12 protein-coding genes are annotated in these 11,972 nt (G+C 72.3%); 9 read left to right on the forward strand and 3 right to left on the reverse strand.

Annotation, left to right across the window (positions count from 1 at the left end; all coding sequences use genetic code 11):
• Nucleotides 1-84: 84 nt before the first annotated feature.
• Nucleotides 85-1,095: a Gfo/Idh/MocA family protein gene (locus ACZ4UB_RS22000; RefSeq protein WP_468072393.1), complete on the reverse strand. Its 1,011-nt coding sequence runs from the start codon at nucleotides 1,093-1,095 to the stop codon at nucleotides 85-87.
• Between the two features lie 51 nt (nucleotides 1,096-1,146).
• Nucleotides 1,147-2,061, reverse strand: a complete 915-nt coding sequence (locus tag ACZ4UB_RS22005) for a sugar phosphate isomerase/epimerase family protein (RefSeq protein WP_468072395.1) — start codon at nucleotides 2,059-2,061, stop codon at nucleotides 1,147-1,149.
• A gap of 292 nt (nucleotides 2,062-2,353) precedes the next feature.
• Between ACZ4UB_RS22005 and iolC the strand changes: the two genes are divergently transcribed.
• The 9 genes from iolC to ACZ4UB_RS22050 all read left to right on the forward strand — a co-directional run bounded on the left by iolC (nucleotide 2,354) and on the right by ACZ4UB_RS22050 (nucleotide 10,730).
• Complete coding sequence (iolC, locus tag ACZ4UB_RS22010; protein WP_468072457.1) at nucleotides 2,354-3,271, forward strand: 5-dehydro-2-deoxygluconokinase; 918 nt, start codon at nucleotides 2,354-2,356, stop codon at nucleotides 3,269-3,271.
• A complete protein-coding gene (gene iolB / locus ACZ4UB_RS22015; protein WP_468072459.1) occupies nucleotides 3,268-4,125 on the forward strand; it encodes a 5-deoxy-glucuronate isomerase in 858 nt (285 codons plus the stop codon). The genes iolC and iolB overlap by 4 nt, the downstream gene beginning before the upstream one ends.
• Nucleotides 4,011-6,002 (forward strand): 3D-(3,5/4)-trihydroxycyclohexane-1,2-dione acylhydrolase (decyclizing), encoded by a 1,992-nt coding sequence (iolD, locus tag ACZ4UB_RS22020; RefSeq protein WP_468072397.1) that lies wholly within the window; start codon nucleotides 4,011-4,013, stop codon nucleotides 6,000-6,002. Before iolB ends, iolD begins: the two co-directional genes overlap by 115 nt.
• A gap of 11 nt (nucleotides 6,003-6,013) precedes the next feature.
• A complete protein-coding gene (locus ACZ4UB_RS22025) occupies nucleotides 6,014-7,513 on the forward strand; it encodes a CoA-acylating methylmalonate-semialdehyde dehydrogenase (protein WP_468072399.1) in 1,500 nt (499 codons plus the stop codon).
• A 205-nt stretch (nucleotides 7,514-7,718) separates the two neighbouring features.
• Entirely contained in the window at nucleotides 7,719-7,934 is a 216-nt protein-coding gene (locus tag ACZ4UB_RS22030; protein WP_468072401.1) for a hypothetical protein, read from the forward strand.
• A complete protein-coding gene (locus tag ACZ4UB_RS22035; protein WP_468072403.1) occupies nucleotides 7,918-8,442 on the forward strand; it encodes a DUF6879 family protein in 525 nt (174 codons plus the stop codon). The genes ACZ4UB_RS22030 and ACZ4UB_RS22035 overlap by 17 nt, the downstream gene beginning before the upstream one ends.
• On the forward strand, nucleotides 8,432-9,265 hold the full coding sequence (locus ACZ4UB_RS22040) for a helix-turn-helix domain-containing protein (protein ID WP_468072405.1): 834 nt from the start codon (nucleotides 8,432-8,434) through the stop codon (nucleotides 9,263-9,265). The genes ACZ4UB_RS22035 and ACZ4UB_RS22040 overlap by 11 nt, the downstream gene beginning before the upstream one ends.
• Before the next feature lie 531 nt (nucleotides 9,266-9,796).
• Nucleotides 9,797-10,237 carry a glycine-rich domain-containing protein gene (locus ACZ4UB_RS22045; RefSeq protein WP_468072407.1) on the forward strand — a complete coding sequence of 147 codons (441 nt, stop codon included), beginning with the start codon at nucleotides 9,797-9,799 and terminating at the stop codon, nucleotides 10,235-10,237.
• 121 nt (nucleotides 10,238-10,358) lie between these two features.
• Nucleotides 10,359-10,730 (forward strand): hypothetical protein, encoded by a 372-nt coding sequence (locus tag ACZ4UB_RS22050; protein WP_468072409.1) that lies wholly within the window; start codon nucleotides 10,359-10,361, stop codon nucleotides 10,728-10,730.
• Here the strand turns inward: ACZ4UB_RS22050 and ACZ4UB_RS22055 are convergent.
• Complete coding sequence (locus tag ACZ4UB_RS22055; protein WP_468072411.1) at nucleotides 10,718-11,938, reverse strand: hypothetical protein; 1,221 nt, start codon at nucleotides 11,936-11,938, stop codon at nucleotides 10,718-10,720. The genes ACZ4UB_RS22050 and ACZ4UB_RS22055 overlap by 13 nt on opposite strands.
• Nucleotides 11,939-11,972: the final 34 nt, after the last annotated feature.

The raw sequence follows: 11,972 nt of genomic DNA on the forward strand, positions 1-11,972 counted from the left end.
GAAGCGGCACAGGGGTCGGATGGGGCAAACGGGTTACGCACCCCGGCAGCGCCAGCGCCAGCGCCAGCGGCGGGCGGCCGGCCGCTACCGGTACAGGGGCGGCCGTTCCACCAGCTCGACCATCGTCCGTGCCCCCGTGCGGGAAGCGGTGAGGCCCGCCTCCGAGACGGCCGCCGCCGCGTAACCGTCCCAGGTGCCGGGCCCCTCGACCCGGCCCGCCGCGGCCGCGGCCACCCACCGGCGCAGCTGGCGGTCGTAGGCATCGGCGAAGCGCACGGTGAAGTCCTGGGCGATCTCGCCGCCCCAGCGCCCCCCGGCCTGCACCACCATCGCCCGGCCGTCACCGATCCGGGCGCTGCCCGCCTCGCCCACCGCTTCGCACTGCACCTGGTAGCCGAACCCGCAGTTGACGAAGATCTCCACGTCCACGATCGCGCCGCCCGTGGTCTCCAGCAGCACCAGGCGGGGATCGCGCAGTCCCTCGGGGGCCGCGCCCGACGGCGCCGGGGACAGCACGGTGACGGCGGTGATCTCCTGTCCCAGCAGCCAGCGGGCCGCGTCCACCTCGTGCACCACCGAGTCGGTGATCAGCATGTCGCTGGTGAAGAAGGACGGCGAGGAGGCGTTGCGGTGGCGGCAGTGCAGGAACAGCGGCCGTCCGATGCCCCCGGCGTCCAGCAGCTCCTTGAGGCGCTCGTACTCGGCGTCGTAGCGGCGCATGAAACCGACCTGCACGCGCCGGCGCCCCAGCCGTTGCTCGGCCTCCATGATGCGCAGCGCGCCCGCCGGGTCCGGGGTCAGCGGCTTCTCGCACAACACCGGTAGGCCCAGGGCCAGGGCCTGGAGGACGGACTCCTCGTGAGCGGGCCCGGGCGAGGCGATCAGGACCGCGTCCACCCCGGGCGCGGCCACGGCGGCCGCCGGGTCGGTGTGGGCGCTCGCCCCCTCCAGGGCGGCCGCGACCTCCTTGACCCGGTCGCCGTCGGGGTCGGCCACGGCCACCACCCGCGCCCCGCCCACGGTCCGCCCGATCCGGCGGATGTGGTCGCCGCCCATCTTTCCGGCGCCGATGACGGCGATGCCGAGCGTGCTCATGCGCTACCTCTTCTCAGGGTCCGGGTCGGTATCGGGGGTGGTGGCGGGCGGTCAGCGGGCGCCGCAGGAGCGCAGGAAGTCGCGGGTGCGCCGGGCGATCGGCAACGGCCGCTCCGGCGGGCACGGGTACATGTCCTGCTCGACGATGGCGAAGAGGTCCACCCCGAGCCGCTGGGCCGCCGCCAGTACGGGCTCCAGCGCGGGCACCCCGGCCGGCGGCTCGCACATCACCCCGCGGGCCACGGCCGGACCGAAGGGCAGCTGCTCCGCGACGACTTCGGCGAGGATCCGGGGATCCACCTGCTTGAGGTGGAGGTAGCCGATGCGCTCGCCGAAGGTCTCGATCAGCTCGACGCTGTCGCCGCCGCAGTAGGCGTAGTGCCCGGTGTCCAGGCACAGCGAGACCGCTTCCGGATCGGTCGCGTCCAGGAAGCGGGCCACGTTCTGCGGGGTGTCGACGTGGGTGTCGGCGTGCGGGTGGACCACGATCCGCAGACCGTACCGCTCGCGCACCTCACGGCCCAGCCGCTCGGTCTGGCCGGCCAGTTCGCGCCATTGTCGCGCGGTCAGGTTCCGGTCCTCCAGGACCGCCCCCGTCTTGTCGTCCCGCCAGAAGGAGGGGATGACCACCAGGTGCTCCGCGCCCATCGCCTGCGTCAGGGCGGCGATCCGCGACACGTGCTCCCAGGTCTGCTCCCAGACGGCGGGGCCGTGATGGAGTCCGGTGAAGACCGTGCCGGCCGAGACCTTGAGCCCGCGCCTGCCGGTCTCCTCGGCGAGCCGCGCGGGATCGGTGGGCAGGTAGCCGTAGGGGCCCAACTCGATCCACTCGTAGCCGGACTCCGCGACCTCGTCGAGGAAGCGTGACCAGCCGGTCTGCCGGGGATCCTCGGGGAACCACACGCCCCAGGAGTCCGGAGCCGAACCGATGCGGATACGGGTCAACGCGGGCGGGGATGACGTCATGACGACACCTTAGGGTGCGAGGCTCAAGGGGGGACGGGCACGTGTGCTCGGTAGAGGACGCGAGACGCGAGGACAACGGGGTGGACGGGCCCGGTTGGAGAGCCCGGCCGCAGCGCCGGACGAGGAGCAGGGAGGACCGCGGGTGACCACCGCCCCCGACGACCAGCAGCACGACCAGCGCGACCGGCGGGCCCGGCGCGACCCGCACGACCGGGCGGAGCCGGACGACCGGGCGGAGCCGGACGACCGGGCGGACCCGCACGAGCGGCCGGACCCGTTCGACGTGATCACGATGGGCCGGATCGGGGTGGACCTCTACCCCCTGAGGACCGGTGTGCGGCTGGCCGAGGCCGACACCTTCGGCAAGTTCCTCGGCGGCTCGCCGACCAACGTCGCGGTCGCCGCCGCCCGGCTCGGGCGGCGCACCGCCGTGATCACCCGGACCGGGGCCGACCCCTTCGGCGACTACCTGCGCGAGGAGCTGCGCGGCTTCGGCGTGGACGACCGCTGGGTGACCGAGGTCGCCGCCTACCCGACCCCCGTGACCTTCTGCGAGATCTTCCCGCCCGACCACTTCCCCCTCTACTTCTACCGCCAGCCCAAGGCGCCCGACCTGGAGATCCACCCGGGCGAGCTCGACCTCGAAGCGGTGCGCGCGGCGCGGGTGTTCTGGATGACCGGCACCGGCCTGAGCGCCGAGCCCAGCCGGACCGCGACCCTGGCCGCGCTGGAGGCCCGGGCGAAGTCCGGGACCACCGTCTTCGACCTCGACTGGCGGCCGATGCTGTGGTCCTCCGAGCCGGGGCCCTGGTACGAGCGGGCGCTTGCCGCCGCCACGGTCGCCGTCGGGAACGCCGAGGAGTGCGCGATCGCCACCGGTGAGAGCGAGCCCTGGGCGGCGGCCCGGGCGCTGCTGGCGGCCGGGGTCGAGCTGGCGGTGGTCAAGCGGGGCCCGGAGGGGGTCCTGGCCGTCCACCGCGACGGCCGCGCGGTGCAGGCTCCGCCGGTGAAGGTGGAGGTGGTCAACGGCCTGGGCGCCGGGGACGCGTTCGGCGGCGCGCTGTGCCACGGGCTGCTCGGCGGATGGGAGCTGGAGCGGGTGGTCCGGTTCGCGAACGCGGCGGGGGCCATCGTGGCGTCCCGGCTGGCGTGCTCCACGGCGATGCCAGTGGTCGACGAGGTCGAGGAGGTGCTCGCGTCGTGGCGGTGACGGGGACGTGGGGGATGGCGCACACGCGGCTGCGCGTACTGGACCTCGAACCGGGGGAGACGTACCGGCTGGACTGCGGCGACCACGAGTGGATCGTCCTGCCGCTGGCGGGAGCGTGCGTGGTCCACAGCCACGAAGCCGGCCAGGCGCCGGGTGGGCGGTCGACGCGGGTCTTCGAACTGCGGGGGCGCGCGGACGTGTTCGCGGGGGTCAGCGACTTCGTCTACCTGCCGCGTGACGGGCACGCCGAGGTCCGTTCGGTCGACGGGGGGCGGTTCGCGCTCGCCGGGGCCCGCGCCACGCGGAGGCTGACCGCACGTCACGGACCGGCCGAGCGGGTACCCGTAGAGCTGCGCGGTGCGGGCAACTGTTCGCGACAGGTCAACAACTTCGCCGCCGCGGACGTCTTCGCCTGCGACCGGCTGATCGCCGTCGAGGTGCTCACCCCCGGCGGGAACTGGTCCTCGTACCCGCCGCACAAGCACGACGAGCACCACCCCGGCGCCGAGTCCGAGCTGGAGGAGATCTACTACTACGAGATCGCCCCGCACGCCGGCACCCCGGGCCTCGGCTACCAGCGTGTCAGCCCCTCCCCGGCCGGGAAGACCGACATCCTCACCGAAGTGCGGACCGGTGACGCCGTGCTGATCCCCGACGGCTGGCACGGGCCGTCGATCGCCGCGCCCGGGCACGACATGTACTACCTGAACGTGATGGCGGGCCCGGGGCAGACCCGGGAATGGCTCATCCGGGACCACCCCGACCACGGGTGGATCCGGGACACCTGGCCCGACCAGGCCATCGACCCCCGACTGCCCTTCCCCGCAGCGGAGCGAACGGAGGACGCCCGGTGAGCGATACCCGTCACCTCACCGTCGCGCAGGCCCTCGTGGCCTTCCTCGCCCGCCAGTTCACCGAGCGCGACGGCCGCCGCACCCGCCTGATCTCCGCGACCTGGGGGATCTTCGGCCACGGCAACGTCGCCGGGATCGGGCAGGCGCTGCTGGAGAGCGGGCCGGAGGCGATGCCCTTCCTCCAGGGCCGCAACGAACAGGCGATGGTGCACGCCGCCGTCGGCTACGCGCGGCGCGCCGGCCGGCTCTCCGCGCACGCCGTCACCACCTCCATCGGCCCCGGCGCGACCAACCTCGTCACCGGCGCGGCCCTCGCCACCATCAACCGGATCCCGGTGCTCCTGCTCCCCGGGGACGCCTTCGCCACCCGGCCCGCCGATCCGGTGCTCCAGCAGCTCGAAGTCCCCTGGGCCGGGGACGTGTCCGTCAACGACGCCCTGCGCCCCGTCTCCCGCTACTTCGACCGGATCACCCGGCCCGAGGCGCTGATCCCGGCCGCGCTCCAGGCGATGCGCGTGCTCACCGACCCCGTCGCGACCGGCGCCGTCACCCTCGCGCTGCCGCAGGACGTCCAGGCGCAGGCGTGGGACTGGCCCGAGGAGTTCTTCGCCGAGCGCGTGTGGTCCGTACGCCGCCCCCGGCCCGACCGCGCCGAGCTGGCGCGGGCCGCCGAGGCGGTACGGGCCGCCGCGCGCCCCCTGCTCATCGCGGGCGGCGGCATCCGCCACAGCGGGGCCGAAGCCGCCCTCGCGGCCTTCGCGGAGGCCACCGGCATCCCGGTCGCGGCCACCCAGGCGGGCAAGGGCGCCCTGCCCCACGGCCACCCCGCCGAGGTCAGCGGGGTCGGCCACACCGGCACCGACACCGCCGCCGAGCTGGCCCGGGAGGCCGATCTGGTCATCGCGGCCGGGACCCGGCTCACCGACTTCACCACCGCCTCCGCGACCCTCTTCCAGCATCCCGACGTCCGCTTCGTCGGGCTCAACCTCGACCCGTACGACGCCCACAAACTCGCCGCCCTCCCCTTGGTCGGCGACGCCCGCGAGAGCCTGGACGAGCTGCGCGGGGCGCTGGCGGGCCACCGGGTCGCGCCGGAGTACGCCGCGCACTACACCCGCGCGAAGGAGCGCTGGGAGGCGCGCGTGGACCGCGCGTACGCCACCCCGGACGAGACGGCCGTGCCGACCCAGGCGCAGGTGCTCGGCATCCTCGACTCCCTGGTCACCGCGGACGACGTGATCGTGAACGCGGCCGGGTCCCTCCCCGGCGACCTGCACAAACTGTGGCGGGCGCGCTCGCCGCACCAGTACCACGTGGAGTACGGGTACTCCTGCATGGGCTACGAGATCCCGGCGGCGCTCGGCGTCGCCCTCGCCGCGCCCGGGGACCGGGTCTGGGCCCTGGTCGGCGACGGGACGTACCTGATGAACCCGACCGAGATCGTCACCGCCGTGCAGGAGCGCGTCCCGCTGCGCCTGGTCATCCTCGACAACCACGGCTACGCCTCCATCGGCGGGCTCTCGGGGGCCGTCGGCGCCGAGGGGTTCGGGACCGCCTACCGCTTCCGGGAGCCCGACGGTTCGTACGGCGGCGCGCCGCTCCCGCTGGACCTCGCGGCCAACGCGGCCTCCCTCGGGATGGCCGTCTTCCGCGCCCGCACCGTCGGTGACCTGCGGGAAGCCCTCACCGCGGCCCGCGCCGCGGACCGTCCCACATGTGTCTACGTGGAGACCCGAACGCCCGACACTGTGTCGGGCCCACCCCCTGCGGCGGCGTGGTGGGATGTTCCTGTGGCCGAGACCGCGACCCGTGCGTCGGCGGTCGGAGCCCGTGAAGAGTACGACCGGCAAGCCGCGCAGCGACGTCGCCATCTGTGAAGGAGCAAGGCATGAAGACCGTCAACCACTGGATCGGTGGCACGACCGTCGAGGGCGCGTCGGGCAACTACGGCCCGGTCACCGACCCGGCCACCGGCGAGGTCACCACCCAGGTCGCGCTCGCCTCGACCGAAGAGGTCGACGCGGCGGTACGGGTCGCCAAGGAGGCGTTCCTCTCCTGGGGCCAGTCCTCGCTGGCCGCCCGCACCAAGGTGCTGTTCGCCTACCGCGCGCTCCTCGACGCCAACCGTGACGCGATCGCCGAGCTGATCACCGCCGAGCACGGCAAGGTGCACTCGGACGCGCTGGGCGAGGTCGCCCGCGGCCTGGAGATCGTCGAGCTGGCCTGCGGCATCACCACCCAGCTCAAGGGCGAGCTGTCGACCTCCGTCTCCAACCGGGTGGACGTCTCCTCGATCCGCCAGCCGATCGGCGTCGTCGCGGGCATCACCCCCTTCAACTTCCCGGCGATGGTGCCGATGTGGATGTTCCCGCTGGCCGTGGCCTGCGGAAACACCTTCATCCTCAAGCCGAGCGAGAAGGACCCCTCGGCCGCCAACAAGCTGGCCGAGCTGGCCACCGAGGCCGGGCTGCCGGCGGGCGTGCTGAACGTGGTCCACGGTGACAAGGTCGCCGTCGACGCGCTGCTGGCGCACCCCGACGTCGCCGCCGTCTCCTTCGTCGGATCCACGCCGATCGCCCGCCACATCCACACCACCGCCTCCGCCAACGGCAAGCGCGTGCAGGCCCTGGGCGGCGCCAAGAACCACATGCTCGTCCTCCCGGACGCCGACCTCGACGCGGCCGCCGACGCGGCGGTCTCGGCGGCGTACGGCTCGGCGGGCGAGCGCTGCATGGCGATCTCCGCGGTCGTCGCGGTCGGTGCCATCGCCGACGAGCTGGTCGAGAAGATCCGCGAGCGCGCCGAGAAGATCAAGATCGGCCCCGGCAACGACCCCACCTCCGAGATGGGCCCGCTGATCACCGCGGCCCACCGCGACAAGGTCGCCTCCTACGTCACCGGCGCGGCCGCCCAGGGCGCGGACGTCGTCCTCGACGGCACCGGTTACACGGTCGAGGGCAACGAGAACGGCCACTGGATCGGCCTCTCGCTCCTCGACCACGTCTCCACCGACTCCGACGCCTACCGCGACGAGATCTTCGGCCCGGTCCTGTGCGTCCTGCGCACGGAGACCTACGAGGAGGGCGTCGCCCTCATCAACGCCTCGCCGTTCGGCAACGGCACCGCGATCTTCACCCGCGACGGCGGCGCCGCCCGCCGCTTCCAGCTGGAGGTCCAGGCGGGCATGGTCGGCGTGAACGTGCCGATCCCGGTCCCGGTCGGCTACCACTCCTTCGGTGGCTGGAAGGACTCGCTCTTCGGCGACCACCACATCTACGGCAACGACGGCATCCACTTCTACACCCGCGGCAAGGTCGTCACCACCCGCTGGCCGGACCCCTCCGAAGCCCCCTCCGGCGTCGACCTGGGCTTCCCCCGCAACCACTGACCCACCCCGCCCGGCCCCGGCCGAGCCACAGCCCAACCCCCGGCCAACCCTCACCGGCCGGGGGTTCCTGCTGCCCCCGGCCGTCCGGCACCTGGCTTTATGCGACTACGCGAATATGGGCGAGGCCGCATGGACGGCGGGCGCCATCCCCTCATACGGTCATGGTCACCAGTCCAACCGGGCTGCCCTACAAGGGGGTTTCACCATGGCGCGTGAGGAACTGACCCGACTCACCGGCAACGGGAATGGGAACGGGGGCCCGTGCGGAGGGGATGACTGCCCCAACATGTACGTCTCCCGGACCGGCTCGATCATCGTCCAGGGCGAAGTGTCCACCGCCTTCCGTCCCCCGGCGGGGGAAGGGCTCGTCGAGATCCCCGAGGCAGTGCTGCGGGAGGCGTTCCGTGCTCTTGGATGGTGACGCCTGGCGGTCCAGGTTCCAGCGCTTCACGGTCGAAGCGTGGCGGCTGGAGACGCTGCCCCAGTACCTCATGCCGCAGGAGGAAGAGGAGTTCCGGGCGTTCAAGGCCGGGGTGCGCATCGACCCACAGGCGGTCTCGAACGCGTACACCGACCGGCTTCGGAGCCAGGCTGCGGAGGGCCGCCCTCAGGGGCGGGTGCATGTCCTCACCCGGCCGCTGTCCGACTATCTGCGGTTCGAATTCTCCCAGTACTACGCACCGCACGTGTTGGCCGGTGAGCAGATCCGCGTCCTCGACGTGACCGACCGGACGAACCCGCTTGAGGGAGTCCAGGATTTCTGGATGTTCGACCGCTCTGAGGTGGTGTTGATGAACTACCAGCCGGACGGGCGACAGATCAACCGGGAAGTCTACGAAGGCGACCCGGCTCCGTTCGTCGAATACCAACGCATCGCCATCACCGAGTCGGTGCCCTTCGAGAAGTACGTGAAGGGCATTGACGCTTGACCCTCGGCAGCTAGGAGAGTCCAGGGCCGACCTAGCGGAAACACTCAAGGCGCTGCGGAGCCGGGCCGGGTGGACACAGGCCCGGCTCGCTCTGCGCTGCAACATGTCGCAGACGAAAGTCAGCAACCTCGAGAGCGGGAAGCTGTCTCCTGCTCTGATGGATGTGGAACTCATCCTCCGGGCACTCGATGCGCCTGCCTCTGTCGTAACCGAGGTATTGGCGCTTGCCCGAATGGCCAACACGGAATGGAAGGACAGTCGGTCTTCCCGTCGCAAGGGACTGGAAAATCGGCAGAACGAGCTGGCCGGCTTCGAGAAGTCATCGACAGAGTTCCGCTACTTCCTGCCGACGATGGTCACAGGACTGCTCGCCACGCCGGAATATGTGCGAGCCAGCATCGCGCATGTTCCTGGGGATCACAGCAGGACCATTGCGAAGAAGCTTGAACGCCAGGCCGTCCTGCATGACCGCTCGAAGCGGTTCACCTTCATTCTGACCGAGCAGGCGGTGAGGTGGCCCATCGTCCCTCCTGCAGCTCTGGCCGCGCAGATGGACCGGCTGGCGTCGTTGACCCGCCTGTCCAGCGTTCGTATCGGAATCATTCCCATCGGCCCCGTGGTGGCGCCGGGGCCGATGAGTATTTTCACCGTTTACGACGACCGCATCGCCACTGTCGAGACGTCCACTGGCGTGTTGGTCTTTCGGGATCCGCGGGATGTTTCCGCTTACATTGATGAGTTTGCGGCCTTCGAGCGCTGCGCCGTGTTCGGTGAACAAGCCAGAGAACGCCTGAGCGAGTGGTCGGCTGTCTTTACCCGATAGCGCCAATAATTCTTCAGTGCGGCCTTGTCGGGGACGAAGGTTGTCACGTACCGAAGGGCCGGCGTGAGGGGTGCGAAATGGCGAGGGTGAAGGAAGTGGAAGTCCCGGAGGGTGATCGGGGTGCGTGGGAGTACGTGACCTATGCGCCCGGGCACGAGTGTTCTGCCTGCCGCCGGGTCATCGGGGCCCTGGAGGCCGTTCGCCGGGGCGTCGTCGACCGGACGTCGGGTGCGCCCTTCGTCGCGTACCGGCATGCCGAGCGGTGTCCTGGTGGGCGGGGGGTGGCCGCGTGAGGGACTTGGGGGTGTGGCGGGACGGGCATGCGCGGGCCGACGGCGCTGTCGCGGCTCTGCGGGCCGCCTTCGGGGTGCTCGGGGTTCCCGAGGGGGCGTGGAGCGGGGTCTGGGGTGAGGTTGACCCCGACGGGCGTGCGTATGTGCGCATGGGGATGCTCCCGGCCGAGGTGGTGGAGCGGCTGGCCGAGGTGGTGCGGGGCTCCGCCCACCGTCCTGCCCGAGAGGAACGGCAGCGATGACGACGATGCTCGACATCCCGGCCGTCCCGAGGCATGGGCGGGACCTCGTCAGTCCCGAGCTGTTCGAGAAGGTGGCCGAGTTCTGCGCGGAGGAGTACGGACACGAGCTGTCCACCGCGCGCCGGATCGTGGACCAGGCCCTTGCCTTCCTCAAGGTCATGGGCGACACACGCGCGTTCGACATGACCCCGTCCGACGCCGTCGACCCCGGCTGGCACTCGTTTGTGCTGCACACGCAGGCGTACGCCACGTGGTGCCAGGAGCAGTTCGGGTTCTTCCTCGGGCACGAGCCCAAGGCCACCGTCCGAACCCGCCCGCTGATCGGTTCGGTGGTGGACCGCGTCAGGGCCGCGGGGTTCCACGTGGACGACAGGTTGTGGGGCGCGGCGAAGGACTGCAATCCGCCCGCCTGCTGCGGAGACGGCGACGGCTGCTGATCCAGCTCGCGGAATGAGCCCCGGAGGTGGCCAATGTGTCCGGGACTCACCCCTAACAGAGGTATGGCGCATGCCAGTTGATGAGAATCAGTCCGGGCGTGGCAGGGTCACGGTCTTCCGTATGTTCGGTGCGGTCTTCGGCTACGCCACACACTCCCTTGACGAGCGGAACCTGGGCGAAGTCGCCGTGGTCGGGCCGCTGACTCCTGGCGTCGAGTGGGGGCGGTTGTGGGAGATGGCCAGGGCGATGTGCCGGGCCTCGGAGGGCGAGAGTGAACACGCCCGATGGATCATGGCGCAGGCGAACCGCGCGTTCACCTGCGGTGGAGACGTGGTGGTGAAGTTCCCCCGGGGCGACTGGAAGCTCGCGCGGGGCAAGCGAGCCGACCTCGCCGGGTACTGCCACCGTGACCACCTCTGGACGGGCGCCATGACCGTTGAGGAGGCGACCCCGGAGCAGGTGGCCGCGTACGAGCCGGTCTACACGGCGTAGACCGGCGCCAGGAGGGACACCGTGGACGGGTTCCAGGTGATGTCCGCGTGGCCGTGGTTCGGGAGGACGCGGTAGGTGACCCCGGGGTTTCCGGCGGCGCGGATCAGGGCCGCGCCCGCGGGGTGGTCGCCGCGGCCGTGTTCCGTGTTGAGCCAGAGCACCTCCGCGCGGATGCGGTCCCAGGCGATGGCGTACGTCGCGTCGTCGCCCGCCCAGATCGCGCTCAGGTCGCGCAGCAGGGCCGTCGGGATCAGGCCGCTGCCCAGGGCCGCCGTGGCCGCGTGCCAGGTGGCGAGCGGGGTGTGGGTCAGGGCGAAGCGGTCCTCGGCCGGTGTGGCGCCGAAGGCGTAGCTGCCGGCGGCGTGGCCCCGCGCGTAGATCCAGTTCGCCGGGCCCGGCAGCTCGGCGGTGCGGATCAGGGCGAAGTGGGCCAGGCCCGCGTGGGTGAAGCGGAGCGTCGGGTCCGGCGGCCACGGCACGGCGGAGGCGCCGTCCGGATCCGTCACGGCCCGGGAGACCAGCCCTGCCAGCCCGGGATCGCTCGCGTACGTGCCGGCCGCGAGCTGGGCCGCGTACGCGTCCCGCATCGCGGCGGCCCGGGCGGCGTCCGGGCCGGTCAGCGGGCCGGTCGTGTCCAGGACCAGGACGCGCCGCAGCCGGGGCGAGGGGTCGTGGGCGGCCGCGTCGAGGGCGAGGGCGGCCCCGGCCGAGTGCCCGGCGTACTGGTACGGCAGGCCCAGTACGCGGTCCAGCGCCCCCACCACCCGGGCCAGGTCCCGGCGGTGCGCGGCGAGCCCCCACCCCGCGGTGACGTCACCGGGCCGGGCCGCGTCCTCGCGCGGGGTCACCCCGACGACGAGGTGGCCCTGGCGGCGCAGGTGGTGGGCGAGGACGTGCCCGTCCGGGGTCAGGAAGTCGGCGGCGAAGTTCAGGCCGCCGCCCGGCAGCAGGTACGCGATCGAGTGCGGGGCCCGGTCGGCGTCGGCGAGCACGTCCACGGTGACCGGGACCCCGCTCCCGTCGCCCGGGCCGCCGTCGAAGAGCGGGAGGGTCAGGCGCAGGAAGCCGCGGCCGGGCAGGTGGGCGGCGGTACCGGTGCTCAGGGTGCGCTCGATCAGGGTCAGCAGGGCCGGGCCCGCGACGGCCGCGGCGCCGGTGGCGGCCCCGGGGGCCGTGGGCGTCGGGTCGTCGGGCTGCTGTCGGTCCATGAAAGTGCCTCCCCCTGGGCGGTGGCGGCCGTGC

Source organism: Streptomyces sp. NPDC028419, from assembly GCF_055565515.1.

Bases quoted from the DNA above. Each gene is read 5' to 3' on its own strand.
- ACZ4UB_RS22005 (WP_468072395.1), bottom strand. From the start codon at position 2,061: ATGACGTCATCCCCGCCCGCGTTGACCCGTATCCGCATCGGTTCGGCT.
- iolC (WP_468072457.1), top strand. From the start codon at position 2,354: ATGGGCCGGATCGGGGTGGACCTCTACCCCCTGAGGACCGGTGTGCGG.
- ACZ4UB_RS22050 (WP_468072409.1), top strand. From the start codon at position 10,359: ATGTTCGGTGCGGTCTTCGGCTACGCCACACACTCCCTTGACGAGCGG.
- iolD (WP_468072397.1), top strand. From the start codon at position 4,011: ATGGCTCATCCGGGACCACCCCGACCACGGGTGGATCCGGGACACCTG.
- ACZ4UB_RS22045 (WP_468072407.1), top strand. From the start codon at position 9,797: ATGACGACGATGCTCGACATCCCGGCCGTCCCGAGGCATGGGCGGGAC.
- ACZ4UB_RS22000 (WP_468072393.1), bottom strand. From the start codon at position 1,095: ATGAGCACGCTCGGCATCGCCGTCATCGGCGCCGGAAAGATGGGCGGC.
- ACZ4UB_RS22030 (WP_468072401.1), top strand. From the start codon at position 7,719: ATGGCGCGTGAGGAACTGACCCGACTCACCGGCAACGGGAATGGGAAC.
- ACZ4UB_RS22055 (WP_468072411.1), bottom strand. From the start codon at position 11,938: ATGGACCGACAGCAGCCCGACGACCCGACGCCCACGGCCCCCGGGGCC.
- ACZ4UB_RS22025 (WP_468072399.1), top strand. From the start codon at position 6,014: ATGAAGACCGTCAACCACTGGATCGGTGGCACGACCGTCGAGGGCGCG.